At 73.1% G+C, this 26,151-nt stretch carries 20 protein-coding genes and 1 tRNA gene; 13 read left to right on the top strand and 8 right to left on the bottom strand.

Going from position 1 to position 26,151, the window contains the following annotated elements:
* The 3 genes from ACFYE3_RS09765 to ACFYE3_RS09755 all read right to left on the bottom strand — a co-directional run.
* Positions 1 to 295 (bottom strand): ATP-binding cassette domain-containing protein (locus ACFYE3_RS09765; RefSeq protein WP_387608498.1); only part of this gene is annotated, 295 nt, incomplete at its 3' end.
* Positions 296 to 430: 135 nt separating this feature from the next.
* On the bottom strand, positions 431 to 1,237 hold the full coding sequence (gene otsB / locus ACFYE3_RS09760; RefSeq protein WP_387608496.1) for a trehalose-phosphatase: 807 nt from the start codon (positions 1,235 to 1,237) through the stop codon (positions 431 to 433).
* Positions 1,237 to 2,691: an alpha,alpha-trehalose-phosphate synthase (UDP-forming) gene (locus tag ACFYE3_RS09755; RefSeq protein ID WP_387608517.1), complete on the bottom strand. Its 1,455-nt coding sequence runs from the start codon at positions 2,689 to 2,691 to the stop codon at positions 1,237 to 1,239. Before ACFYE3_RS09755 ends, otsB begins: the two co-directional genes overlap by 1 nt.
* Before the next feature lie 213 nt (positions 2,692 to 2,904).
* On the opposite strand from ACFYE3_RS09755, the gene ACFYE3_RS09750 reads away from it, so the two are divergent.
* The 4 genes from ACFYE3_RS09750 (at position 2,905) to opgC (ending at position 7,934) form a co-directional block, all read left to right on the top strand.
* A complete protein-coding gene (locus tag ACFYE3_RS09750) occupies positions 2,905 to 3,768 on the top strand; it encodes a DsbA family protein (protein ID WP_387608494.1) in 864 nt (287 codons plus the stop codon).
* 175 nt (positions 3,769 to 3,943) lie between these two features.
* A tRNA-Thr gene (locus ACFYE3_RS09745) sits at positions 3,944 to 4,020 on the top strand.
* Between the two features lie 444 nt (positions 4,021 to 4,464).
* On the top strand, positions 4,465 to 5,022 hold the full coding sequence (locus ACFYE3_RS09740) for a hypothetical protein (RefSeq protein ID WP_387608493.1): 558 nt from the start codon (positions 4,465 to 4,467) through the stop codon (positions 5,020 to 5,022).
* Between the two features lie 473 nt (positions 5,023 to 5,495).
* Complete coding sequence (gene opgC, locus ACFYE3_RS09735; protein ID WP_387608514.1) at positions 5,496 to 7,934, top strand: OpgC domain-containing protein; 2,439 nt, start codon at positions 5,496 to 5,498, stop codon at positions 7,932 to 7,934.
* 42 nt (positions 7,935 to 7,976) lie between these two features.
* Here the strand turns inward: opgC and ACFYE3_RS09730 are convergent, their stop codons facing one another.
* On the bottom strand, positions 7,977 to 9,176 hold the full coding sequence (locus tag ACFYE3_RS09730; protein ID WP_387608491.1) for a PP2C family protein-serine/threonine phosphatase: 1,200 nt from the start codon (positions 9,174 to 9,176) through the stop codon (positions 7,977 to 7,979).
* A gap of 267 nt (positions 9,177 to 9,443) precedes the next feature.
* Between ACFYE3_RS09730 and ACFYE3_RS09725 the strand changes: the two genes are divergently transcribed.
* The 3 genes from ACFYE3_RS09725 (at position 9,444) to ACFYE3_RS09715 (ending at position 13,497) form a co-directional block, all read left to right on the top strand.
* Entirely contained in the window at positions 9,444 to 10,499 is a 1,056-nt protein-coding gene (locus tag ACFYE3_RS09725) for a glycoside hydrolase family 26 protein (RefSeq protein WP_387608489.1), read from the top strand.
* Between the two features lie 152 nt (positions 10,500 to 10,651).
* A complete protein-coding gene (locus ACFYE3_RS09720) occupies positions 10,652 to 11,305 on the top strand; it encodes a hypothetical protein (protein WP_387608487.1) in 654 nt (217 codons plus the stop codon).
* A 20-nt stretch (positions 11,306 to 11,325) separates the two neighbouring features.
* Positions 11,326 to 13,497 (top strand): L,D-transpeptidase family protein, encoded by a 2,172-nt coding sequence (locus ACFYE3_RS09715; RefSeq protein WP_387608485.1) that lies wholly within the window; start codon positions 11,326 to 11,328, stop codon positions 13,495 to 13,497.
* Between the two features lie 72 nt (positions 13,498 to 13,569).
* Here the strand turns inward: ACFYE3_RS09715 and ACFYE3_RS09710 are convergent, their stop codons facing one another.
* The 4 genes from ACFYE3_RS09710 to ACFYE3_RS09695 form a co-directional block, all read right to left on the bottom strand.
* The gene (locus ACFYE3_RS09710) at positions 13,570 to 14,172 is read right to left on the bottom strand and encodes a TIGR03085 family metal-binding protein (protein WP_387608483.1); all 603 of its coding nucleotides are present in this window, start codon (positions 14,170 to 14,172) and stop codon (positions 13,570 to 13,572) included.
* Between the two features lie 103 nt (positions 14,173 to 14,275).
* The gene (locus tag ACFYE3_RS09705) at positions 14,276 to 14,731 is read right to left on the bottom strand and encodes a DUF3817 domain-containing protein (protein WP_387608481.1); all 456 of its coding nucleotides are present in this window, start codon (positions 14,729 to 14,731) and stop codon (positions 14,276 to 14,278) included.
* On the bottom strand, positions 14,718 to 16,676 hold the full coding sequence (locus tag ACFYE3_RS09700; protein ID WP_387608479.1) for an ABC transporter ATP-binding protein: 1,959 nt from the start codon (positions 16,674 to 16,676) through the stop codon (positions 14,718 to 14,720). Before ACFYE3_RS09700 ends, ACFYE3_RS09705 begins: the two co-directional genes overlap by 14 nt.
* Positions 16,676 to 18,409: an ABC transporter ATP-binding protein gene (locus tag ACFYE3_RS09695; protein ID WP_387608476.1), complete on the bottom strand. Its 1,734-nt coding sequence runs from the start codon at positions 18,407 to 18,409 to the stop codon at positions 16,676 to 16,678. The genes ACFYE3_RS09700 and ACFYE3_RS09695 overlap by 1 nt, the downstream gene beginning before the upstream one ends.
* Before the next feature lie 226 nt (positions 18,410 to 18,635).
* On the opposite strand from ACFYE3_RS09695, the gene ACFYE3_RS09690 reads away from it, so the two are divergent.
* From ACFYE3_RS09690 to ACFYE3_RS09665, 6 genes are all read left to right on the top strand, one after another.
* Positions 18,636 to 19,427, top strand: coding sequence for a DeoR/GlpR family DNA-binding transcription regulator (locus ACFYE3_RS09690; protein WP_368832363.1), 792 nt, complete (start codon positions 18,636 to 18,638; stop codon positions 19,425 to 19,427).
* On the top strand, positions 19,424 to 20,398 hold the full coding sequence (locus ACFYE3_RS09685; protein WP_387608474.1) for a 1-phosphofructokinase family hexose kinase: 975 nt from the start codon (positions 19,424 to 19,426) through the stop codon (positions 20,396 to 20,398). The genes ACFYE3_RS09690 and ACFYE3_RS09685 overlap by 4 nt, the downstream gene beginning before the upstream one ends.
* A 63-nt stretch (positions 20,399 to 20,461) precedes the next feature.
* Entirely contained in the window at positions 20,462 to 22,600 is a 2,139-nt protein-coding gene (locus ACFYE3_RS09680; RefSeq protein ID WP_387608472.1) for a PTS fructose transporter subunit IIABC, read from the top strand.
* A gap of 69 nt (positions 22,601 to 22,669) precedes the next feature.
* Positions 22,670 to 24,370: a phosphoenolpyruvate--protein phosphotransferase gene (gene ptsP, locus ACFYE3_RS09675; protein ID WP_387608469.1), complete on the top strand. Its 1,701-nt coding sequence runs from the start codon at positions 22,670 to 22,672 to the stop codon at positions 24,368 to 24,370.
* 79 nt (positions 24,371 to 24,449) lie between these two features.
* Entirely contained in the window at positions 24,450 to 24,728 is a 279-nt protein-coding gene (locus ACFYE3_RS09670) for an HPr family phosphocarrier protein (protein WP_368822653.1), read from the top strand.
* Positions 24,729 to 24,869: 141 nt separating this feature from the next.
* Complete coding sequence (locus ACFYE3_RS09665) at positions 24,870 to 26,072, top strand: ATP-grasp domain-containing protein (protein WP_387608467.1); 1,203 nt, start codon at positions 24,870 to 24,872, stop codon at positions 26,070 to 26,072.
* Positions 26,073 to 26,151: the final 79 nt, after the last annotated feature.

The raw sequence follows: 26,151 nt of genomic DNA, 5'->3' as shown, positions 1-26,151 counted from the left end.
CCATGTTCTCCGCCACGCTCATGTGCGGGTAGAGGGCGTAGTTCTGGAAGACCATGGCGATGTCCCGGTCCCGGGAGGGGACGTCGGTGACGTCGCGGTCACCGATGTAGATGTTCCCGCCGGTGACCTCCTCCAGGCCGGCGAGCATCCGCAGGGTGGTGGACTTCCCGCACCCGGAGGGACCGACCAGGACGAGGAACTCCCCGTCGGCGATGTCCAGGTTCAGGTCGGTCACCGAGGGCCGCTCGGCACCGGGGTACTGGCAGGTCACATTGGCGTAGCGCACGGAAGACATGGGTCAAGGCCTCTTTCCCGGCAGGCACGTGCCGGACGATCCGAAGGAGAAGAGCTGCCCCCTCAAGGGATGGGGACCACAGTGATCCTAATCACCTTCGGGGCGTCGCCGCCATCGGCGCGCCGTCACCCGAGGTCACCGCAGCGCGCCCCGGCGCAGGTCGGCCAGCCGGGCCAGGGCCGTGGCGAGCTCCTCCGGCGAGGCGACCCGGTGCGCGGCCACGCTCTGTCCCGTGCCCACCTTGATGCCGAGGTCGGCGGGGCCGAGCTCGCGCATCGCGTTCTCGTCCGTGACGTCGTCACCGGCGAACAGGGTGACGTCGGCGCCGGTGGCCTGCATGAACGCCGTGATGCCCTCGCCCTTCGTCGCGGAGTGCACCGAGGACTCGACCACGTGCTGGCCCGGGGTGATCTTCAGTCCCTCGAGCTGCTCGAACTGCTCGAGCATCTCCTGCTCCGCCTGGGCGCACAGGGCCTGGTCCGCCATCGTGCGGGTGTGGAAGGCGGCCCCCGTCGGCTTCAGCTCCAGCCTGGACCCGGGATACCGGGCCACCTGCGCCTCCACGAGTGCGGTGGCCTGCGTCAGCAGCTCCTGCTGGGCAGGGGAGAGCTGCAGTGCGGTGTCGGCGGCCGCGTCCCCCAGGGCGTCGAGCAGCAGCTCCGCCCCGTGCGAGCCGGACAGCAGCATCCGGCCGGCCGGGTCCACCACGGAGCGCAGGAACCGCATGGGCCGCCCGGAGACGACGGACACGTACGTGCGGTCCAGCTCGAGGAGCTCCTCGAGCGCGGATTGAGCCTCCGGCAGCGCCCGGCTGTCGTCCGGGTCGTCCGTGAACGGGGCCAGGGTGCCGTCGAAGTCGAGGGCGATCAGCAGGGTCTCGGCCTCGGCCGCCCGGGCGAGGGCGTCCTCCAGCGCCGGGCGGGTGCCGTCGTGCGGGTCCATCACCGCTCCTCCTCATCGGTCGTGCCGGGGCGGGTGCGGGCGAGATCCCGCAGGAACGCCTCCGACCAGTCGTTGACGTCGTTGCCCAGGACCTGTCGGCGCATCGAGCGCATCCGCTTCTTCGCCTCGGCCGCGGACATGTCCTTGGCCCGCAGCATTGCGTTCTTGAGCCCGTCGATGTCGTGGGGGTTGATCAGCAGCGCCTGTTTGAGCTGCTCGGCGGCCCCCGTGAACTCCGAGAGGACCAGGACCCCGGACCCGTCCGTCCGGGCCGCGACGTACTCCTTCGCCACCAGATTCATGCCGTCCCGGAGGGAGGTGACGAGCATGACGTCGGTCGCGAGGTACAGGGCCACCATCTCCTCGAAAGGGTAGCCGTGGTGCAGGTAGCGGATCGCGGTGTGGGAGATGGTGTCGTGCTGGCCGTTGAGGTGGCCCACGAGGCCCTCCACGTCCTCCCGGAGCTGGACGTAGGACTCCACGCGCTCCCGGGAGGGGTTGGCCACCTGGACCAGCACCGACGGCCCCACCGTCAGCCTGCCGTCCTCCAGCAGCTCCCCGTAGGCCTTGATGCGGTGCAGGATGCCCTTCGTGTAGTCCAGGCGGTCGACGCCCAGGAACACGGTCTCCGGGTCGCCGAGCTCGTGGCGGATCTCCCGGGCCCGCTCCTTGACCTCCGGGCGGGAGGCGAGCTCCCTGATCGACTGCGCGTCGATGGAGATGGGGTAGGGCTGCGCGTGCACGGTCCATGCGGCGTCGTCCGTGCCGAAGCGGGCCGCTCCGTTCTTGAACGGCACGGCCAGGAACCGCCGCACGCAGCGCTGGAAGTTCTGGGCGTCACCGGGGCGCTGGAAGCCGATGAGGTCTGCGCCCGACAGTCCGTCGAGGACGTCCCGCCGCCAGGGCAGCTGCGCGAAGATCTCCAGGGGCGGGAACGGGATGTGGTTGAAGAAGCCGATCGTGAGGTCCGGCCGCAGCTCCCGCAGCATCTTGGGGACCAGCTGCAGCTGGTAGTCCTGCACCCACACGGTGGCGTTCTCGGCGGCGATCTCGGCCGTCCGCTCGGCGAAGCGGCGGTTGACCTGGCGGTAGCTGTTCCACCACGTGCGGTGGAACTCCGGCGGCGCGATGACGTCGTGGTAGAGGGGCCACAGGGTCGCGTTGGAGAACCCCTCGTAGTAGGCCTCCACCTCCCCGGCGGACAGCGGCACCGGCGCGAGGTGGAAGACGTCGTGGTCGAAGCGCTCCAGCGTCTCGTCGGCGGCCCCGTGCCAGCCCACCCAGGCGCCGGCGTTGCGGGCCATCACGGGGGACAGGGCGGCCACGAGCCCGCCGGGGGAGCGGCGCCAGGAGGACTCCCCGTGCTCGACGACGCGCTCCACGGGCAGACGGTTGGAGACCACGACGAAGTCGTAGCCGCCCTCCTGCGGCACGTCCGTCCGTGGCTCCGGCACCTGCTCCAGATCGTCCGAGGAGGCGGTGGGCGTCTGCTCTGCACTCACGAGGTGTCCTTCCGGTAGGTCGTCGTCGTCCCGGCTCCAGTCTATTCATCAGTGTGCTCACGGTTCTGCCTGGTGATCTCCTGAGTCGGCGGCCCGGGAGGGGGTCCGATAATCTGGGCGACGACACGTCCCCATCCGCCCCCCAGGATCTTTCGAAGAGGACCCATGGCAACCAGCAGCAGCACGACCCCCGACCCCCGGAACCGCGACGCCGCCCGAGAGCGGGCGCGGCAGGTCGCGGACCAGCATGCACGGCAGGACAAGCGCTCCCGCCGGATCCTGCAGCTGGGCATCCTCGCCCTGGTCCTCGTGATCGTCGCGGTGATCGGCATCGTGGTGGCGCAGAACCGCGCCCAGCAGATCCCCGAGGCCGGGCCCGTTCCCGCCAGTGCGAACCAGTGGGGCGGCACGGTGCTGACGGCCGACGGGATCCGCACGGGCGAGTCCGAGGTCGAGGAGCGCGACCTCGGCGAGGTGCCCGAGGCCCCGGAGACCCCGGACGACACCGCCGTTCCGCCGGGTGTCGAGGCCTCCGGCGACGAAGAGCCCGTGCAGGTCGTGATCTTCCAGGACTTCGAGTGCGTGCACTGCGCCGACTTCGAGGCCGAGAACGCCGATGCGCTCGATGAGGCCGTGACCGCGGGCGACATCGTCCTCGAGTACCGCAACCTGAACTTCCTCGACCGCTCGACGCCGACGCAGTACTCCTCGCGGGCCGCGTCCGCCGCCTACGAGGTCGGCAACCAGGCCTCGGCCGAGCAGTACCTCGCCTTCGTCGAGGAGATCTTCACCCACCAGGGCACCGGTGGGCTGGACGACGAGCAGCTCGTGGAGATCGCCTCCTCCCACGGCGCCGACATCGCGAGCGCGCTCGAGGAGAACACGTGGCGGCCGATGGTCAACGTGGTCTCGCAGGAGTCCCTCGCCAACGGTGTCTCGGGCACCCCGACCGTCTTCATCGACGGCGAGCGGCTCGGCAACGAGGCCTTCCAGGAGGCCCTCGACGCGGCCGTGGCGGCCAAGAAGTAGCGACCCCTCCAGCACGGAGCAGAACGACGGCGCCGCGCCCCCTCCCGGGGCGCGGCGCCGTCGCGCTGTGCGGACCCTGCCGGCGGCCAGGGATTTCGGGGTCTCCCGACCCGTCCGATATCCTGAGGGACCGGCCGCTCGGGCCGCATCCGTGCGGATGCCCGAGGGCGGCCTCGCCTCCTTAGCTCAGCTGGCCAGAGCACCTGTCTTGTAAACAGGGGGTCACCGGTTCGAATCCGGTAGGGGGCTCCACCGGTCCGCGGTGTTGCACTCGCGACCACACATGACGTCACATGTTGCGCTGAGGTCTCAGCATGGGTTATTAGCTCGCTGATTTCCGCTTCTCGGTCGAGCGGTCGCTGCCCTCGCCCCGGATCTGCTCAGGGTTGTGCGACGGTGAGGAGCCCGGGAGAAATCCGCGCCAGGACGGGGATCCCGGCGCCCCGGTTCGGGGGACGGCCGCGGGATCGACCGCGCGGGGACCATGCCGACGAGGGTCCGGGCACGACATGCCGCTCCGGGGATGCCATGAGACGGAACCGTGAACGTGACTGCCCTGGCCGGTGTCTTGAACCGTGACTCAGGTCACTTCTACGGTGTTCATACCTATCTCATAGGTGAGACCTCTTGCCCAGGTCGCGGAACATCTCCATCGCATGACGATCCCCATGTCGTGCCCTTTCCACAGGAGCAGCAATGAGCAATCTGCGGAGGACCCTCGTCGGCGCGGCCATGGCCGCCGCCCTCGTGGGAGGAACGGTTGCCACCCCGGCGGTCGCGGGGTATGAGGATGATAAGTCCTGGAACGGCGAGAACACATACGACGTGAGGCGTGACGGGCATCGAGATGATGACCATCGTGACGATCGTCATGGACGAGACGATCGCCACGACGGGCGGGACGACAACGAGAAGCGTGCCCGGGACCGGGACGGCCGGGACCACAAGGACTGGGACAAGGACCGGGACCGGGACTGGGACAAGGACTGGGACCGGGACTGGGACAAGGACCGGGACCGGGACAAGGACCGGGAATGGGACCGCGATCGGCATGACCGGCACGATCACGACGAGAAGTACTACGACGACGACCACGAGGATCACTGGTGGTACTGCGGAGAGCACGAGAAGTGGCACTTCTATGACGACGACGACTGGAAGAGCAAGAAGCACCACGACGAGATGAAGGACGAGGGCGAGCACTCGCACCAGAAGCACGGCGACGAGCACGACCACGACGACCACAAGCACTGAGCCGGTCGGCTGCCGGCCCGACGCGCACGGGGTGTCCGTGGTCGAGGGGCGCGGCCGCCGTCCCCAGGGCCGCTTCCCGCCCTAGGAAACGAGCGCTCCGTCCCACGGGGACGGGGCGCTCCCTGTGCGGGACAGCGGCCGGTGCCGGCTCCGTCGACCGGCACCGTGAGCTCGAGGACGGCGCCGGCCCGGCGCCGCCGCATTCCGCGGACCGAGCCCTCCGGCACGGCCGGCAGGGAGCCCGCCGGAGGAAACCTCCGGGGACACGGTGTCGAGCCTCCGCACGTCCGGCGCCGCGCCGTGGTGATATCGGTGGACGCACGCGGGAAGAGCTGTTCCCCGTGACGTCCGTCGTCCGCGGCAGCACCCCCGGCCGCTTCGGCGCCCCCGGGCGACGGTCCCCCTGCGAGCGGACGACGCCGCGCCCGGACCGACCCCTGGAGGGCCCCCTGGTACCCATCGCCCGACGACGCGTGCGCCCCCTGGCCGCGGTGGCGCTGATCCTGCTGCTGCTGTGGCTCCTCCTCGTGCCCGCCGGGGCGGTGCGGGCCGCGGAGGACCCGGGGTCCGAGGGCCCGTATCTGGGGGCGCTGCTGGACTGGGGCACGGACACGGCGGCCGACCACGCCGAGCGTCTCGGCGCGCCGGCAGCCGTCTACGGCAGGCCCGCTCCGCTGCCGATGGGCGAGCAGGAGCAGGGCCACCTGCGGGACTACCTCTCCCAGGTCTCCGGGCACGGCGCCCACGCCCTGCTCACCGTCCGTCCGGAGATCGCGCTGAGCCGGGTGGACGAGGCGCAGGCCGCCGTCCTGGCAGGGCAGCTGGCGGACGCCGCGGAGGGATTCCCCGGCACGGTCTTCGTCCGGTTCGCCCCGCAGATGAACGCCACCTGGGTGCCGTGGGGCCAGCAGCCCCGGGCGTACACCGAGGCCTTCCGGACGGTGGCGAGCGCCCTGGACGCCGAGCTCGAGGACCCGGTCATGGTCTGGGCGCCCACGGCCGGCACGGACTACCCCTTCCGGGACGCGTCCAGCACCCCGCCGCAGGGCGGTGATCCAGCAGCTCTGGACACGAGCGGTGACGGGGTCTGGGACCAGGACGACGACCCCTACGGCCCCTACTACCCGGGCGACGACGTCGTCGACTGGGTGGGACTGGTCGCCTATCACGACGAGACCGGCACCGGACCGGCCCGCAACGTCCTGCCCGCGCCGGGGCAGTTCGGCGCCCTGCTGGGCTCCGGGGAGGACACGGGGCCCGCGGGGGAGGACGACTTCTACGCCGTGTACGCCGCCGGCCGTGAGAAGCCGCTCATGGTGGAGACCGGCGCCTTCTACAGCCCGGGGACTGGCGGCCCGTCCGAACGGGACGTCAAGGAGGCCTGGTGGGACCAGGTGCTCGCGACGATCTCCGCCGGCGACCACGACCGCATCCGCGCGGTCGTGTGGAACGAGACGGTCGAGCAGCGCGACGACGGCGCGGTGACCGTCGACTGGCGCGTCACCGCCGATCCCGGACTCGCCGCGGCCGTCGGCGAGCGGCTGCAGGAGTCCGCCCTGGTCAGTGGGCCGGTCACAGCACCGGTGGAGCTCCCGGGCACCGATCCGTCGGCGGAGGGGTCCGTGCTCGAGGGCCCGGCCGCATGGGGCGTGGTGCTGGCCGTGCTCGCCGCGGGCCTGCTCCTGTGGATCCTGCCGCGCCGGGGCCCGGCCAGGGCGTGGGCGTACGCGGACGCCTCCCGCCGGGACGTCCGCATCGACATGCTGCGCGGAGCGGCCATCGTGTTCGTGGTCGTCAACCACGTGGGGATCACCTCGGTGTTCCAGCTGCTGACCCAGGAGACGGTCGGCGTCGTCTCGGGAGCCGAGCTGTTCGTCCTGCTCTCCGGGGCGGTCCTGGGCATGGTCCACGGGTCACGGGCGAAGGACGATCTCGGCACGGTGGTGGACCGCACCGCCTCGAGGGCGTGGAAGCTCTACGTGACGGCGCTGGTCGTGGTGCTGGCCGTCTACGGACTCAGCCTGCTGCCCTTCCTGGACGCGGGAGCCGTCACCACGTTCACGGACCAGGGGACCGGTGCCGCGGGGGCCGGGGCCGCGGGCGCCACCTACGACCTCTACTCCGGGATGGAGGGGTTCCTGCAGTTCCCCGTCCCCGCCCACCTGATCCCGTCCCTGTTCCTGCTGCAGATCGGTCCGTGGCAGTTCAACATCATGGGGCTGTACGTGGTCCTGCTGCTGGTGAGCCCCCTGGCGCTGGCCGCCCTGGCGCGCGGACGTGCGTGGCTGGTCCTGGCGATCAGCCTGGCCCTGTACGCGGCGGGCACCGCCTTCCGGATCCGGCTGCTGCCGTCCCAGTTCGAGGACTCGTTCCCCCTGCTGGTGTGGCAGGTCCTGTTCGTCATCGGCATGACGGCAGGTCACCACCGGCAGCAGATCGTCTCCTGGTTCTCCCACCGCCGGCGGCGCCCCGCGCTGGCCGCGTGCCTCGTGCTGGCCGTCGCCTGCGCGCTCTTCACCTGGTCCAGCCCGTACCTCACCAACGCCTACGACGTCCGGCTGGCCCTGCTGCCGGAGTCCACGTTCCGGACGGTCTACGACGCCTTCTTCGGGCGGACCTACCTGGGGATCGGCCGGCTGGTGAACGTGCTCCTCGTGGTCATCGCCGGCTACGCCGTCCTCAGCGCCTACTGGAGGCCGCTCGAGCGCGCGCTCGGGTGGTTCCTCGTCCCGCTGGGACAGGCCACGCTCTACGTGTTCATCGTGCACGTGTTCCTGATCCTGGCCGTGGCCAACGTGCCCGCCCTCCAGCAGGGGAACCTGTGGCTCAACACCGCCGCCTACGTCGTGGTCCTGGGGCTGCTGTGGGTCATGGTCCGGACCAGGTTCCTGTTCCGGCTCGTCCCCCGGTGAGCTCCCGCCGGCGGCCCGGCGCGGCCGCTCCCGCGCGGCTGCTCAGGCGCGGCGGGCGTCCGGTGCGGTGCGGCGCAGGGCCACCACGGTGACGTCGTCCGGGTGCCCCTGCGTGCGGGCGAAGGAGACGGCGCGGTCGACGAGCTCCGCGACGGGCAGGCTGTGGATATCGGCCCCGACGGCCCGGTCGAGGGTCTCCTCCAGCGAGGGGAAGAAGTCGAGGAAGCCGTCGCTGACCACCACCAGCGTCTCGCCCGGCTCGAGCACGGTGCTGTGCAGGTCCCACGTGTCGTCCGGAAAGACCCCCAGCGGGGGACCCGACCGCTCCAGCCGGCGGTAGCCGTCGGCGGTGAAGACGAAGGCGAGACCGTGCCCGGCGTCGACGTACTGGACCCGCCCGGTGGCCGGGTCCAGTCGGGCGGAGAACGCGGTGACGAACGCACCGGTGTCGGACAGCAGCTCCTGCGACGCCACGGCGACCCGGGCGAAGGTCTTGTGCTGGTCGTTGAACTGGGCGGCGCCCACGAGCATCGCGCGCACGGAGGCGGCGATCAGCGCCGCCGGGATGCCCTTGCCCATGACGTCGGCCACGTGCAGCTGCAGCTGCTCGTCGTCGAGGAGGTGCCAGGCGAAGAAGTCGCCGCCGATCGCCTGGGTGGGAACGCACCGGCCGGCCAGCTCGTACCCGTCCACACGGGGCGCCGTGCGGGGCATGAGCACCTGCTGGACCTGTGCGGCACGGTCCAGCTCGTGCTGCAGCGCCAGCTCCCGCTCCACCCAGCCGGCCATCTCCCGCAGCAGCGTCTGCTCGTCGTCGCTCAGGGCGCGGGGTCTCGTGTCGAGCAGGCACAGGGAGCCGATCCGCTCACCTCCCGGCGCCTCCAGCGGCTGGCCGGCGTAGAACCGCACGTGCGGGTCCCGGCGGACGAAGACGTTGTCGCGGAACCGGTCGTCCGCGGTGGTGTCGGTCACGATCAGGGCGCCCGGTCGCTCCACGGTGTGGCGGCACATCGAGTCGTCGGAGGGGGTGTTCTCCAGCCCGTCGAGACCGGTCTCGGCCTTGGTCCACTGCCGGTCCGCGTCGATGAGGTTCACCGCCACCATGGGCACGTCGAACACCCGCTGCGCCAGCCGGACGATGCGGTCGTAGCGCTGCTCCCGAGGAGTGTCCAGCACGTTGAGGGCGTGCAGCGCATGCACTCGTCGGCGGGCGGCGGTGGCATCGGCGAGCTCCAAGGACATGTCACCACACTACTCATCGGGCGCGGCCCAGGCGCCGGGACAGGGCCGTCTCCGCGCCGATCCGGGAGGCAGCGCGCGGACGAGCCGGCCGCCGTCCATGACGGGAGGACCTCGCCTCCGGTCAGCGCGTATGACGCGGTCGGCAGGGGCGTGGGGGAGTGGCCGCCCCCGGATGATAGTTTGCGTCTGCTAATCCTCGTTGCTCCGTGCGAGACCCCCCAGCGCGCCCGCCGTCGGCGGAGAGCCCGCTCCCGTCGGAAGGCCCCCATGCCTGCTTCTGTTCCCCCTCGTGTCCTGCGCTCCCTCACGGCGGCCGCCGCCGCCGTGGCCCTGGGGATGGTCGCCGTCCCCGCGGCGCACGCGGCGCCCTCGATCCACCTCCCGACCGGACCGGCGGTGCTCGCCACCGCGAAGAAACCGGTCAGGCCCGTCGCCGTCGCGCCCGCGGAGCCCCAGGTCCGCACGTGCCCCCTGCGCTTCGGCGTCGGCACGGCCGGCGGTCCCGCGGCCTCCACCGAGCTCGCCGAGGTGGCCTCGCTGACGGGGGAGAAGCCGTCGATCGTGCTCTCCTACAAGGACTTCACCCAGCCCGTCCCCTACTGGGAGCTCGAACAGACCCGCGCGGCCGGGGCCACCACCCTGCTGACCTGGGAGCCGTGGGCCTGGGGCGGCGGGATCGACCAGCCGGCCCACTCCCTGGACGCCATCGCCTCCGGCGCCCACGACGCCCACATCACCGACTGGGCCACCCGCCTGGCCGACTGGGGATCACCGGTGATGCTGCGCTTCGGCCACGAGATGAACGGGAACTGGTACCCGTGGGCCGAGGGCGTCAACGGCAACGGCGCAGGGGACTACGTCGCCGCCTGGCGCCACGTCCACGACATCTTCACCAGGGCGGGCGCCGACAACGTCCAGTGGGTGTGGAACCCGAACGTGCCCTACTACGGGTCCACGCCCCTGGACGGGCTCTACCCCGGTGCCGACTACGTCGACGTCGTGGCCCTGGACGGCTACAACTGGGGCACCTCCCAGGCCTGGTCCAGCTGGCAGCAGCCGTGGGACCTGTTCGCCTACGGGCTGTCCGAGATGCGGCGCCTGGCCCCCGGCAAGGAGATCGTCATCGCCGAGACCGCCACCGCCGAGGCCGGGGGGTCCAAGGCCGAGTGGAACGCCCACCTGGTGTACTACCTGGCCCAGCAGCCCGACGTCACGGGGCTCGTCTGGTTCCACCTCGACAAGGAGGTGGACTGGCGGATCAACTCCTCCACCGCATCGGCCCAGTCCCTCGCGGCCGAGCTCGCCAAGCGCCCCTGTCCGTGACGACCGCGGCGCCGCGCCACACGGTGTCATGCGAATCACAAAAGCAAACAGCGCGTGTAGCGTGACCCCCAACGACCGGCGCCACGCCACCGCCCATCCGGAGGCGGCGTGGCGCCGGTCGGTCCCCCCAGGACCGTGTCGAGGAGTCCCCCATGGCAGTTCCCTTCCCCTCACCCCCCGGCCGTCGGCTCGGGCCCGCCTGCGCGGCGCTGCTCGTCGTCGTGCTGGCGGGCTGCGCCGAGGAGCAGGGGGCCGGCACCACCGCGGCGTCCAGCGCGAGCCCGCCGGCGGCCACGGCCGGGTCCACGGCCCGGTCCTCGCCCGCGGAGACGGGGAACGCCGCGCCGGAGACGCCGCGCGGCAGCCCGGTCCCGTCGGGCAACGACGTGGCCCCCTACGACGACACCTCCACCCGGGACGCCGCCGGTTCCTTCGGCGCCACCCAGCGGCTCGACGCCTCCCTCGAGGCCGTCGTGCAGGGCCCCCGTCCCGGCACCACCGGCGAGCGTCCGGTCCGGGCCGCCCCCGGCACCCCGGTGCAGGTGTTCACGCTGACCCTCACCAACACGGGCGGAACCCCGGTCGACGCCGTGCCGTGGTCCTTCCCGGTCGCCGTCGACGGGGAGGAGCCGGCGATCCCCGTCTTCGACGACTCCCTGGGCGTGCCGATGGAGACCTTCCCGACCATCGCCCCCGGCGACAGCGCCTCCCTCGAGGTCGCCTTCTCCGCGGAGCACGACGCCGACCTGGCCGTCCGCGTCTTCGACAGCACCACCCCCGACCACTACGTCGAGTTCACCGACTGAAGCCCAGCAAGGGACCCCCCATGAAGATCTCAGCTCTGCGCATCCCCGCCGCGGTCGCGGCCTGCTTCGCAGTCGTCCTCGCCGGCGCCCCGGGGGCGTCCGCGGCGCCGACCGCGCCCGGCGTCTCGGCCGGTCCGACGACGGCTCCCGATCCCGCGGCGGGTGCCGTCGCGGCGACCGTGCGGCTCGATCCGGCGGACGACGAGTCCACCGTGCCCGACGGCAGGACCGCGCTCGTCGACGTCCTGGCCAACGACGGTCTCGAGGATCCCGCGACGGCGCGGCTCCTGCTCGTGGACCCCTCGGCCCGCGAGGCCGACGACGAGCTCGTCGACGAGCTGCGCACGGACCTCGGGTCCCTGCGCGTGGTGTCCCCGGGCACGGAGCCCGGGGCTCTGCCCGAGGGCTGGGAGGTCCCCGACCACCCGGTCCTCGCCCTGATGCCGGCTCCGGACCGGCCGGCCGACGCCCCCGCGGTGGAGGTGGCCTATGCCGTGGTGGACCCCACGGGTGCCGCGGCCCGGGCCGTGCTCACGATCACCCCCGGCGCCTCGGCCGAGCCGACCACCTCGGCGGAGGCGACGGAACCGGCGGTCCCTGCTGAGCCGACGGCCGGCGCCGGACCGGCGGCGGAGCCCTCCCGGGGTGCGGAGCCCGCCGAGGAGCGGACCGCCGCACCGGAGACGGAGTCGCAGGAGACCTCGGCCGCGGCCGCCGCGGAGAACGCGGACGTCCCCGCCGAGGTCCGGCAGGCCCTGGAGGCCGCCGCGGTCCGGGCCGCCGCGAGGACCGGGGAGCCGACCGCGCCGATGCGTCCCTGGAAGGGCGGCTGGGAGTGGCCGCACCAGAGGGGTGTGGTCCTCTGGTCCGAGGCGCACGGCGCACACTTCGTGCAGCTGCGGGGCGCGATCGGCCACCGGTGGTTCTCCGCCGGCGGCGTGGACGCGCTGGGCTGGCCCGTCGACGACGAGTCCTGCCTCCTGGCGGGCGGCGGGTGCCGGCAGTCCTTCTCGAAGGCCCGCACGATCTACTGGAGCGCCTCCACCGGCGCGCGGACCGTGCACACCCGGGGCGCGATCGGCCACAAGTGGGCCCTCGGCGGGCGCGAGGCCGGGGCCTACGGCTACCCCACGACCGACGAGGTCTGCGGGCCGGACGGCGGGTGCCGGCAGTCCTTCGCGGGAGCCCGCACGATCTACTGGACCTCGTCCACCGGGGCGCGGACCGTCAACACCCGGGGCGCGATCGGCCACAAGTGGGCCCTCGGCGGGCGCGAGGCCGGGGCCTACGGCTACCCCACGACCGACGAGGTCTGCGGGCTGGCCGGCGGCGGGTGCCGGCAGTCCTTCACCAGGTCGCACACGATCTACTGGAGCTCCGGGACGGGGGCGCGGGCGGTCAGGACGAACGGCGCCATCGGGCTGCGGTGGATCGCCACGGGTCGCGAGCGGGGCTCGCTCGGCTACCCCGTCACGGACGAGGTCGGAAGCGGGACCGTGCACCAGAAGTTCCAGCGGGGAATCGTCACCTGGAGCCGCGCCACCGGGGCCCGGACGCACCCGTTCCGCGGCGAGTGCCACCACCTCAACACGGGCCGCTCCGTGCAGCCGACCCGCAACGCGGCGCGCGTGTCCCTGACCATCGCCGAGGGCTACGGGCGCTCGCAGGCCACGTTCGTCAACTGCGTGCGGATCGGCGGCAGCTACGTCGAGGAGTGGCGGACGTCCGCCTACGTGGGCGCCAGCGGGTTCAAGCGGCCCGGGGTGCCCTCGGGGCACACGCAGTACCTGTTCTCCCCGCAGGGCTCGTACTCGGTCACGGAGTCCTTCGGGGTCTACAACCCCGGCACCGCGCTGCCCTACCGGCAGCTCAACCCGAACTCCCGATGGGGCGGGCGCCTGGGCACGCTCTACAACAAGTACTTCGAGTCGACCGGCTACACCTGGCCGGACGAGAACATGTGGTACTTCTCGCTGTCCGGCGACTACCGGCTCGGCGTGGTGATCAACTACAACCGCCCGCCCGACTCGTCCATCGTCCAGGGCAACGGCTTCGCGATCTTCCTGCACGCGAACAAGAAGCCCACGGCGGGGTGCATCGCCCTGCACGAGCACGAGGTCGCCAGGTACATGCGCACCGCGCGGCCCGGTGACCGGATCATCATGGGCGTCCGGGCGGACCTGTTCCGCTGACGGGCGGAGCACGTCACGAGGGGGACCACGCGGTGCGCGGTCCCCCTCCTGACGTCCGTGCGGGAGCACGGACTACTCGACGGTCTGCTCCACCTTGGCCTGCTCGCGGCGGCCGAAGGTCCACAGCAGCAGCTCGCTCGGCACGGCGCGCAGCACGCGCACGGTTCCCGTCCTGCCGCGGCCGCCGCGCACGGCACCGTAGGACGGGGCGATGAGCACCACGGTGTCGTCCTCGTCCTTGAGCATGACCTTGGCCACCAGGGTCAGGGACCGCCACAGGGTCTGCTCCTCGTCGTGCAGCAGCGGGCGCTCGTGCCAGCCGGGCTGGGCGCGGCGGACGTCCTCGTGGTGGACGAAGTACTCCACGGTGTTGATCCGCTTGTCCACCGGTCCCAGCCGCGCCGGCGAGTACAGCGGGGGGTGCTCCACCTTCCGCACGAGCTCCTCCCACGGCTGGCCGGCGACGGCCTGCTCGGTGCGGCGGGCGCGCTCGCCCAGGACGGGCACCTGCGGCAGCACCCTGCCGGCGAGGACGTCCGGACGCCCGGAGCGCAGGACGAGGTGCACGGCGAGGTCACGGGTCCTCCAGCCCTCGCACAGGGTCGGGGCGTCGGGGCCCACTCGGCGCAGGAGCGCGGCGAGGTGCCGGCGCTCAACGTTGGCGAAATTGGTCACGTGGATCCTCCTCGTGGCGCCGCCGTCGGTCGGCGGGGCCGTCCTGACGACCACGCTATACCGGGTGCGAGCTCACCAGCGACCGGCGCGGCGCGGACCGGGCTCAGCCGCGGGGGACGGGCGGACCCAGGTACAGGAGCACCGAGGCGAGACCCGCGACCACGGCCACGCCTGCCGCCACCGCCAGCCACGGGCTGCGGAGGGACCAGGCCTCCAACCTCTCCAGCACGGTGCCGGGACGGTCGCCCCCGGGGGCCAGGCGCCAGTCGCCGGCGAGCCGGCCCGTGCGCTCCGCGCGGCGCTCGAAGGGGATCGTGGCGTACGGGACGACGGCGCCGGCCAGGCCCAGTGCGCCGAACCCCGCGGACCACCGCTGGTCCACCCAGACGAAGCAGGTCACCACGCAGTACCCCAGGAACACGATCCCGTGCAGCATGCCGAAGACGGGCACGAAGGCCTCCGAGACCCCCGTGTACTTCAGGGCCATGCCGAGGATCAGCAGCGTCCAGGTCACCGCCTCTGCGAGGGCGAAGCGTCCGTAGAGCTCACGGGGTGTCATGGGCGGTGCTCTCCTGCACGTCGAAGGACTGGTGGGTGATGGGGGCGTCGTCGGGGACCGTCGGCGCCGTGAACTGGCTCGCGTGCAGCGCGGCGTACGCGCCCCGCGCGGCGAGCAGGTCGTCGTGGGTGCCCTGCTCCACGATCCGGCCGTCCTCCATCACCAGGATGATATCCGCGTCACGGACGGTGGAGAGACGGTGTGCGATGACGAACGAGGTCCGGTCGCTGCGCAGCGCGGCCATGGCCTGCTGCACGAGCAGCTCGGTGCGGGTGTCCACCGAGGATGTCGCCTCGTCCAGGATCAGCAGGGAGGGGTCGGACAGGAAGGCCCGGGCGATGGTGATGAGCTGCCGCTCGCCCACGGACACGTTGCTGCCCTCCGGGTCGATCACGGTGTCGTAGCCCTCCGGCAGTGCGCGCACGAAGCGGTCCACGAGGGTGGCCCGGGCGGCCTCGAGCACCTCCTCGTCCGTGGCGTCCAGCCGTCCGTAGCGGATGTTCTCCCGGATGGTCCCGCCGAACAGCCAGGCGTCCTGCAGGACCATCCCGACCCGGGAGCGCAGATCGGCGCGGGGGAGGTCGGTGATGTCCACGCCGTCCAGCGTGATCCGCCCGGCGTCGAGCTCGTAGAAGCGCAGCACCAGGTTCACGAGGGTCGTCTTGCCGGCGCCGGTGGGTCCCACGATGGCCACGGTCCGGCCAGGGCGCGCCTCGAGGGTCAGGTCCTGGAGGAGCGGCGCTCCGGGGGCGTAGGAGAAAGAGACGTGCTGGAAGCGCACACGGCCCGGGGACCGCTCGGGCAGGCGGGCGCGGGCGGTGTCGGGCGGCTGCTCCGGGGCGTCGAGCAGCTCGAAGGCGCGCTCCGCGGAGGCCACCCCGGACTGCAGGGTGTTGGCCATGCCCGCCATCTGGGACAGGGGCTGGGTGAACTCCCGCGAGTACTGGATGAACGCGGTCGCCGACCCGAGGCTCAGCTGCCCGGAGGCCACGCGCAGCCCGCCGAGCACGGCGATGCCCACGTAGGAGAGGTAGGAGATGAACTGCATGACCGGCATGATCGTGCCGGAGACGAACTGCGCTCCGAAGGCCGCCCGGTACAGCTCCTCGTTGCGCTCGTCGAAGCGCTCGGCCGTCTCCTGCTCGCGGCCGAAGACCCTGATCAGCTCGTGGCCGGAGAAGGAGTCCTCGATGTGGCCGTTGAGGGCGCCGGTGGCACGCCACTGCTCCGTGAACAGTCGCTGGGCGCGCACCCCGATGAAGCCGGCGGCCCCCGCGGACAGGGGGAGGGCGACCAGGGCCACGAGCGCCAGCTGCCACGACACCACGAACATCATGATCACGATGCCCACCACCGTGAGCAGGGACTGGACCAGCTGGGCGAAGGAGTGCTGCAGGGCCGTCTGGACGTTGTCGATGTCGTTGGTCACCCGCGAGAGCACGTCCCCGCGCTCCCGGGTGTCGAACCACCCCAGGGGCAGCCGGTTCAGCTTGTCCTCGACCGCCTCGCGCAGGTCGTGGACCACCTGCATGACCAGGCGGTTGAGCAGCCAGCCCTGCGCCCACATGAGCAGCGAGGCCACCAGGTACATGACCAGCACCGCCGCGATCAGCCGGGCGAGCGCCGGGAAGTCGATCCCCGCGCCGGGAACGACGTCCATGGCCGAGACCATGTCCGCGAGGTTCTGCTCGCCCCGGTCCCGCAGGGACTGGGCCACCTCGTCCCGGCTCGCGCCCGCGGGCATGTCCCGGCCCATCACCCCCGTGAAGATCACGTCCATGGCCCGGCCCAGGACGAGGGGGGCCCACACGTTGAGCCCCACGGACACCGTCCCGGCCAGGAGGACGAGCAGCAGCGCCCGCCACTGCGGCGCGAGCAGGCCCAGCAGCCGCCTGGCGGAGGACCAGAAGTGCTGGGGCCTGCGTGGCGGGGCGGGCGCGGGCATCAGGCCACCTCCTCCGAGCCGATCTGCGACTCGACGATCTCCCGGTAGGTGCCGGAGGTGGTCAGCAGCTCGTCGTGGGTCCCGCGCGCCGTGATCCGTCCCGCCTCCAGGACGAGGATCTGGTCCGCGTCCCGGACGGTGGACACGCGCTGGGCCACGACCAGGACGGTCGCGTCCCGGGTCGCCGGCACGAGGGCGGCGCGCAGCCGGGCGTCGGTGGCCACGTCCAGGGCGGAGAACGAGTCGTCGAAGAGGTAGACCACCGGGCGGGCCACCAGCGCCCGGGCGATGGACAGCCGCTGCCGCTGCCCGCCGGAGACGTTGGCGCCGCCCTGGGCGATCGGGGCGTCGAGCCCCCCGGGCATCCGGCGCACGAAGTCCTCCGCCTGCGCGGTGCGCAGCGCGGCCCAGAGCTCGTCGTCCGTGGCGCCGGCGTCCCCGAGCCGGAGGTTGGAGGCCACGGTGCCGGAGAACAGGTACGGCCGCTGAGGCACGAGGGCCACCCGGGCGGCGATCTGCTCGTGGGACAGGCGGGGCAGCGGCACGCCGTCGAGCTCCACCGCACCCTCGGTGGGGTCCAGCAGCCGGGGGACGAGGTGGAGCAGCGTGGACTTCCCCGACCCGGTGGCGCCGACGACGGCGGTCGTCCGGCCCGGCTCGGCACGGAGGCCCACTCCCGCCAGCACGGGGAGCTCCGCCCCCGGCCAGCGGAACGTGACGTCGCGCAGCTCCACCACGCCCGACCGGCAGGCGGGGACCACGGGCTCGGCGGGCTCCCGCAGGGAGGGCACGGTGCGCAGGACCTCGGTGATGCGCTCGGCGCACACCATGGCGCGCGGGACCATCATGACCATGAACGTCCCCATCATCACGGCCGTGAGGATCTGCAGGAGGTACTGCAGGAACGCGGTGAGCGAGCCGACCTGGATCTGCCCCGCGCCCACCCGCTGGCCGCCGAACCACAGCACGGCGGCGGTGGCCAGGTGCAGGATCATGGTGATGACCGGGAACATCAGCACGAACAGGGAGCCGATGCGCACCGACACGTCGGTGAGCTCCCGGTTGGCGGCGGCGAAGCGGCGGCGCTCGTGGTCCTCCCGCACGAAGGCCCGCACCACCCGGATGCCGACGATCTGCTCGCGCAGCACCGCGTTGATCCGGTCGATCCGCCCCTGCATGAGCCGGAAGAGGGGCATGAGCAGGCCCACCAGCACCCCCACCGCGATCCCGAGCACGGGCACCGAGACCCACACGAGCCAGGAGAGCCCGGCGTCCTCCCGGAGGGCCATCACGATCCCGCCGACGCACATGATGGGCGCGGCCACCATGAAGTTGAGCCCCATGAGCACGAGCATCTGGATCTGCTGGACGTCGTTGGTGCCCCGCGTGATGAGGGTGGGTGCCCCGAAGCGGTTGACCTCGCGGGAGCCGAAGGAGCCGACCCGACGCTGCACGGCGCGGCGGAGGTCGCGGCCGGTGCCCATGGCCGCCCGGGCCGCGCAGTACACCGCGGCGACGGCGGCCGCCACCTGCAGGAGCGCGACGCCGAGCATCACCTCGCCGACGCGCAGGATCAGTCCGGTGTCCCCCCGGACGACGCCCTCGTCGATGATGCGGGCGTTGAGGCTCGGCAGCAGCAGTGCGGCGATCGTGGCGACGAGCTGGAGCGCGACGACGGCCAGGACCCACGACAGGTAGCGGCCGGTGTGCCGCCGGACGAGACGGAGAAGCATGGGCGTCCGCTCCTGGTCGGGGGACGGGCGAGGTGGGCCGGGCGGTCCGGGATCCAGGCTACGCCCGGGCGCGGACACCGTGCCCGCCCGGCCGGAACGGGCCCCACCGCCGAATGCGGCCTTTCGTGAAGTGAGTCACCACAACCTCTGGTAAAACCACAAGAACTCACATAAACTCAAGGGAACGCAGAGACAGTCCACCGTTCCCGTCCGTGAGGTGCACGCCATGTTCGCAGAAGAACGCCAGGCCGAGATCGCCGAGCTGGTGCTCACGACTCGCCGGGTCAACGGCGCGGACCTGGCGCGCCGCTTCGACGTCACCATGGAGACGGTCCGCCGCGACCTCGCGGCCCTCGAGGCCGCGGGCAGGCTCCGCAGGGTGCACGGGGGCGCCGTCTCCGCCGACCAGTCGACGTCCGACGAGAAGGCCATCTCGTCCCGCAAGCATTTGAACACCCCGGAGAAGCGGAGGATCGCGCAGGCGGCGTTCGACCTCCTGCGCACCAGCGGGGCGGGGGCCGTCGTGCTCGACGCCGGCAGCACCGTCGAGGCCCTGGCCGACCTCATCGTCCGCACGGACTCCTCGCTGCCGGACGGGCAGGAGCAGCTCATCATCACCCACGCCCTGCACATCGCCGCCAAGCTCGCCGACGCCTCGGGCATCGGGCTCGAGCTCGTCGGCGGGCGCGTCCGCAAGCTCACCTGGGCCGCCGCCGGCGGACGGGCCGCGGAGCACTACACCCGGCTGCGCCCCGACCTCGCGTTCGTGGGCTGCAACGGGATCCACGCCGCGTTCGGGCTGAGCACCCCGGACCCCATCGAGGCGGTCGTCAAGACCGCCATCATCCAGACCTCCCGCCGGGTCGTGGTCCTCTGCGACTCGGCCAAGCACGATCAGGAGACCCTCATGCGCTTCGCGTCCCTCGACGAAGTCGACACCCTCATCACCGACCGGGCGCCCGGCCCGGAACTGGCCGCCGCCCTCGAGGAGGCCGACGTCGAGGTGGTGATCGCGTGATCCTCACCGTCACCCTCAACCCGTCCCTCGACCGCACGGTCGAGTTGCCCGCCCCGCTGCGCCGCGGCGCCGTCCAGCGAGCCGACGGCGCCCGGCAGGACGCCGGGGGCAAGGGCGTGAACATCTCCCGGGCGCTGCGCGCGAGCCACGTCCCGACCCTGGCCGTGCTGCCGGGCGACCCCGGCGACCCGCTGCTGGCGGAGCTCGCCGCGGCCGAGGTCCCCTACGAGACGGTCCCCGTGGGCGCCCCGATCCGCTCGAACATCACGATCACCGAGCCGGACGGCACCACCACCAAGATCAACGCCCCGGGCGCGCCGCTGGGCCCCGAGCACGTCGACGCCGTCGTCGAGCTCCTCGTGCACCGCGGCGCGGACGCCTCCTGGGTGGTCCTGGCCGGCTCCTTGCCGCCCGGTGCCCCCGAGGACGTCTACGCACGGATCGTCCGCCGGGTCCGGTCGGCCCTGGGGGAGCGTTCGCCCCTGTTCGCCGTGGACACCTCCGGGGCGGCGCTGCGGGGCGCCACGTCCGGCGACGACGCCCTGCCCGACCTCATCAAGCCCAACGGCGAGGAGCTCGCCGAGCTCGTGGGGACGGTCGACGGGGAACGGCTCGAGGCCGATCCCGACCTCGCGTCCGCGACTGCTGCCGCACTCGTGAACCGCGGCCTGGGCGCGGTCCTCACGACCCTCGGGGCCGGCGGGGCGGTGCTCACCGTTCCGGAGGGCTCCTGGCACGCCGTCCACGACCCCGTGGCCGTGCGCTCCACCGTGGGCGCCGGCGACAGCTCCCTCTCCGGCTACCTCATCGCCCAGGAGCGCGGCGACGCGCCGCCGGAGTGCCTGCGGCAGGCCGTGGCCTCCGGGTCCGCGGCGGCCGCCCTGCCGGGCACCCGGGTCCCAGCCCTCTCCGAGACCACCCCCGAGGCGGTCACCGTGCGGGAGCTGCCCGCCCGAGCCGTCTCGAACTGAACCGACCCACCCCACCTCATCCGAAACACCCGGGCCCCGGCCCGGCCGCTCAAGGAGGACATCGTGTCCGAGCTCATCACTCCCGACCTGGTCTCGCTCGACCAGGACCTGGGAGCAGACAAGGAAACCGTCATCGGCCGGCTCGCCGCCCTGGTGCAGCGCACCGGTCGCGCGGAGCAGCTCGACGGGCTGCTGGCGGACGCCATCGCCCGCGAGAACAAGACCGCCACCGGCATCCCCGGCGGCATCGCGATCCCGCACTGCCGCTCGACCGCCGTGATCGAGCCGACGCTGGTCATGGCCAGGCTCCCGCAGGGCGTCCCCTGGGGCGCCAAGGACGGCCCCGCCGACATCGTCTTCTTCATCGCCGCGCCCGAGGGCGCCGACCAGACGCACCTGAAGCTGCTGGCCAAGCTCGCCCGCTCGCTGATGAAGAAGGACTTCGTGGCGGCCCTGCGCGCCGCGCGGTCCGAGCAGGAGATCGTCCGGATCGTCGACGACGCCCTGGGGCTCGGCGGGACCGCCGACACCGCACCCGCCGTGGGTGCCTCAGCGACCGGCGCGGGGACCGCCGGCGCCACGTCCGCCGCCGCAGTGCCCGCGTCGGTGGACTCCCGGTCCGGGGACGGGAGCGCCGCCCCGGCGCCCGCCGCGCAGACCGCGGGCGACTCCGGCCCCCACGCCGGCAAGAAGATCGTGGCCGTCACGGCCTGCCCCACCGGCATCGCCCACACCTACATGGCCGCGGACGGGCTGACCTACGCCGCCGAGGACATGGGGGTCGACCTGCAGGTCGAGACCCAGGGCTCCGCGGGCTTCACCAAGCTGGAACCCGCCACGATCGCCGCGGCGGACGCGGTGATCTTCGCGACCGACGTCGACGTCCGGGACCGTTCCCGGTTCGCCGGCAAGCCCTTCGTCGCCTCGCCGGTGAAGCGCGGCATCGACGAGCCGAAGGTCATGATCGAGGAGGCCCTCGCCAACGCCGGGAACCCGAACGCCCCGCGCGTGCAGGGCGGGACCGGTGCGGACGCCGAGCAGGGCGCCTCCACCGGCGCGAACGAGGGCTGGGGCACCCGCATCCGCAAGGCCGTGATGACCGGCGTCAGCTACATGATCCCGTTCGTGGCCGCGGGCGGGCTGCTCATGGCCTTCGGGTTCATGATCGCCGGCGCGGACATCGCCAACATCGCCGACGACGTGCTGACCGGCTCCACCCTCTGGAACCTCGGCGAGTTCACCCTCGCCCAGTACATCGGCGCGGTCCTGTTCAAGATGGGCAACCTGGCCATGAGCCTGCTGGTGCCCGCACTGGCCGGCTACATCGCCTACGGCCTGAGCGACCGCCCCGGCATCGCCCCCGGCTTCGCGGCCGGCCTGGTCGCGAACTTCATGGGTGCCGGCTTCCTCGGCGGCATCGTGGGCGGCCTGCTGGCCGGTCTCGCCGCCTACTGGCTGGCGCAGCCCCGGCTGCCCCGCTGGCTGGGCTCGCTGATGCCCGTGGTGATCATCCCGCTGCTCGCCACGATCTTCGCCGCTGGTCTGCTGCTGCTGGTCCTGGGCGGGCCGATCGCCACCTTCATGGCGTGGCTGACCGAGGTCCTCAACGGCATGACCGGTGCCAGTGCGCTGGCTCTCGGCGCGATCCTCGGCCTCATGATGGGTTCGGACCTGGGCGGGCCGATCAACAAGGTCGCCTACACGTTCGCCGCCGCGGGCCTCGGGGCCGCGACCGTCGCCAACACCGCCCCGCAGGAGATCATGGCCGCGGTCATCGCCGCAGGCATGGTGCCCCCGCTGGCCATGGCCCTCGCCTCGACGGTGGCCAAGCGCTACTTCACGGTCGCCGAGCGGGAGAACGGCAAGGCCGCGTGGCTGCTGGGCGCCTCCTTCATCTCCGAGGGTGCCATCCCGTTCGCCGCGGCCGACCCGCTGCGCGTGCTCCCCGCGTCCATGATCGGCGGCGCGGTGACCGGCGCGATCAGCATGGCCACGGGCGTCACCTCCGCCGCGCCGCACGGTGGGGTGTGGATCCTGCCGGTGATCGGCAACCCGCTGATGTTCCTGCTCGCGGTGGTTGTCGGTACCGTGGTCACAGCAGGCATCGTCGTCGCCCTCAAGCACGTGGGCGGAGCGCACGGTCGGGTGGCCGACGCCACCCGCTCGCGCGAGGACGCCGCCGCTGTGCCGACCACCGCCTGAGCGGTGCGCACGGGCCCCGACCGGGGCCCGTGCGCACCAACCTGAGCCTTCTCGAGGAAGAGGAACACCATGCAGACACTGACAGGCGTGGGGGTGTGCGCGGGCCGCGTCATCGGCGAGCTCGTGAGCATGCCGGAGCCGGTCTCCGAGCCGGCCGCGGGGCTGACGCTGCGGGACGAGGAACCCGAGGCGGCGGTGGCCCGGCTGCAGACGGCCGCTGCCGCCGTCAAGGCCGAGCTCAAGCGCCGCGCCGAGGTCGCCGTCGAGAAGGACGCCGCGGACGTGCTCAAGTCCACCGCCCTCATGGCGGGGGACAGGGCACTGCTGAAGAACGCCGCGAAGCTGATCAACGGCAAGGGACTCGCCCCCGAGCGCGCCCTGTGGGAGGCCGCGAGCGACTACGCGGACCAGATGCGCGCCCTGGGCGGGTACATGGCCGAGCGCGCCGCGGACATCGAGGACGTCCGGGCGCGGCTCGTGTCCCAGCTCCAGGGGCTGCCCATGCCGGGCGTCCCCCAGCGGGACGTCCCGTTCGTGCTGACCGCCGAGGACCTCGCGCCCGCCGACACGGCGACCCTGGACCCCGAGATGGTCCTGGCCCTGGTCACCTCCGGCGGCGGGCCGCAGTCCCACACGGCCATCCTGGCCCGCAACCTCGGGCTGCCCGCGGTCGTGGCGGCCCGGGGCGTCGAGGCGCTCGCGGACGGCACGCGCGTGTTCGTGGACGGCGCCACCGGCGAGATCCGCACGGAGCCCGGTGCGGACGAGCAGGAGCTCGTGGAGGCCTGGGTGCGCAGCGCCGCGGCGCGCGAGGCCTTCGACGGCCGCGGCGTGCTCTCGGACGGCACCGAGGTCCCGCTGCTCGCCAACGTGGGCACCCCCGAGGACGCCCGCACGGCGGCCGCGGCCGGGGCCCAGGGCGTGGGACTGCTGCGCACCGAGTTCTGCTTCCTGGGGCGGGACAAGGAGCCCTCCGTCGAGGAGCAGGTGGAGCAGTACACCGCGATCCTCGAGTCCTTCGCCGGCAAGAAGGTCGTGGTCCGCACCCTCGACGCCGGGGCGGACAAGCCGCTGCCGTTCCTCACCGACACCGCCGAGCCCAACCCCGCGCTCGGAGTGCGGGGCTACCGCACGGACCGCTCGGTGCCGGGCGTGCTCGCCCGCCAGCTCGAGGCGATCGCCCTGGCGGAGAAGGCCACTGACGCGGACGTGTGGGTCATGGCGCCGATGATCGCCACGACCTCGGAGGCCCGGGACTTCGCCGCGATGGCGACGGCCGCCGGCCTGCGGGTGCCCGGGGTCATGGTCGAGACGCCGTCCGCGGCCGTCACCGCCGACCAGATCCTGCGCCACGTCAAGTTCGTCTCCCTGGGCACCAACGACCTGACCCAGTACACGATGGCCGCGGACCGGATGATGGGCTCCCTCGCGGAGCTCAACAACCCGTGGCAGCCCGCCGTGCTGCGCATGATCCGCTACACCGTGGAGGGCGCCCGCCGGGCCGAGTCCGAGGGCGCAGGACCGCGCAACGTGGGCGTCTGCGGCGAGGCCGCGGCCGATCCCGCGCTCGCCGTGGTGCTCGTGGGCCTCGGGGTGCACACCCTGTCCATGAGCCCCCGCGGACTGGCCGCGGTCGCCGCCGTGCTGCGCAGCGTCGACCTCGCCACGGCCCAGGCCCTCGCCGAGGTCGCGATCGAGCAGCCCAGCGCGGAGGAGGCCTCGGCCGCCGTGCGGACGGAGCTCAGCGTGCTCGCCGAGCTCGGGCTCTGATCCTCCGACCGCACCGTTCCGCATTACCCCAGCCCCGGGGACCATCACCCAGGACCCCGCAACCCGAAGGAGCACCACCATGGCAGAACGCACCGCCACCATCGCCTCGTCCGTCGGCCTGCACGCCCGTCCCGCCGCGATCTTCGCCGAGGCGGCCGGGGAGTACGACCTCGACATCACGATCGCCGCGGAGGGCGAGCCCGAGGACGAGGCGATGGACGCCTCGAGCGTGCTGTCGCTGATGTCCCTCGGCGCCGCCCAGGGGGACAAGGTCGTTCTCCGCGCCGAGGGCGCGGGCGCCGACGACGCGCTCGACGCGCTCGTGCAGATCCTCGAGACGGACCACGACGCCGAGTAGGACCGTCCCGCACCGTCCGTCCACGGCGCCCGCCCACCGCACGGTGGGCGGGCGCCGTGGTGTTCCCCGACCGGTCTCACGGGCCTCTCACGTGCGCCGACTACCGTGGAGGAGAAGCCCGCACACCCCGATGGAGGACCGATGACCGCCGACCGACCACCGCTCGACCGCCGCCGCCGGAAGCCGGAGCGCGCCGCGCAGGCACCGCGGCGGGCCCTCATCGTGGGCACGGGACGGGACCGGGGGGCCCTCGCGGCGGCGCGCGCGCTCGAGCGGGCGGGCTGGCACGTGGGCGTCGGCACCCCGGACGGGCCGGGCATGCTCGGCGCCACGCGGGCGGCCGCGGTCCGCCACGAGGTGCCGCGCCCGCGCGGGGACGGCGCCCGCTTCATCGACGGCGTCCGCCGGGCGGTCGCGGAGAGGTCCTACGACGTCGTCTTCGGCGCCGGCGACGACTGGATGGCCGCGGTCTCGGCCTACCGCCAGCACCTCCCGGCGGCGGTGGCGCACCCGGGGCCCGACGTGGTCGCGGCGGCCCTCGACAAGGTCGGTCTCGCGGACCGCGCGGCCCGGGCGGGCCTGACCGCTCCCCGGACGCTGGCGGCCACGGACGAGGCGCTCGCCGCCTGGGACGGCCCGGTCGTCGTCAAGTGCCGAGCCCACTGGGCACCCGGCCAGATCCGCCCCCACCGCATCGAGGCCAAGCTCTTCCCGGGCGCCCCTGCCGCCGCCGGACAGGTCCGGCGCATCCGCGAGGCCGGTGCCGAGCCGGTGCTCCAGGCGCCTGTGCGCGGCACCCTCGGAGCCCTCATCGGGGTCTACCACGACGGCCGCCTGCGCGGCCGGGTGCAGCAGGCCACCTCCCGGCTGTGGCCCACGCCCAGCGGCGTCTCGGCCCGCGCGCAGACGGTGCCTGTCGACGAGGCGCTCGCGGCTCGCGCCGAGGCGCTGCTGCGCGACCTCGGCTGGTGGGGCCTCGTGGAGCTCCAGTTCCTCACCGGGGACGACGGCGTTCCGCAGCTCATCGACCTCAACGGCCGCTTCTTCGGCTCGATGGCCCTGGCCGAGGCCGCCCGCCCCGGGCTGGCCGACGCGTGGGGCCGCCTGGTGCTCGGCGGGCCCGTGCCGGAGCTGCCGGACGCCCGTCCCGGGGTCCGCTACGCCTGGCTCGCCGGGGACCTGCGCCGGGCATCCGTGGAGCGCCGCGGCGGCCTGGCCGCGGACGTCGCGGACACCCTCCGCTGGGGCCGCGGCGCCCAGCACAGCGTGTGGGACCTCCGCGACCCCGGCCCCACGTGGCACCTGGCCACCTGGCGGCTCGAGAGCGGGGTCCGCTCCCGGTAGGGCGCCCTGTCAGCGCGGCCGGCGCAGCGCCCGTGGTGTCGTCCACGGTGCTGCTCGGGAGCGGGGTCCGCTCCGGGTG

It is taken from the genome of Kocuria arenosa, assembly GCF_042879215.1.
GTDB classification, from domain to species: Bacteria; Actinomycetota; Actinomycetes; order Actinomycetales; family Micrococcaceae; genus Kocuria; species Kocuria arenosa.
The sequence above is the reverse complement of the archived record's forward strand: the minus strand, read 5'-3'. Positions and strand labels throughout refer to the sequence as shown.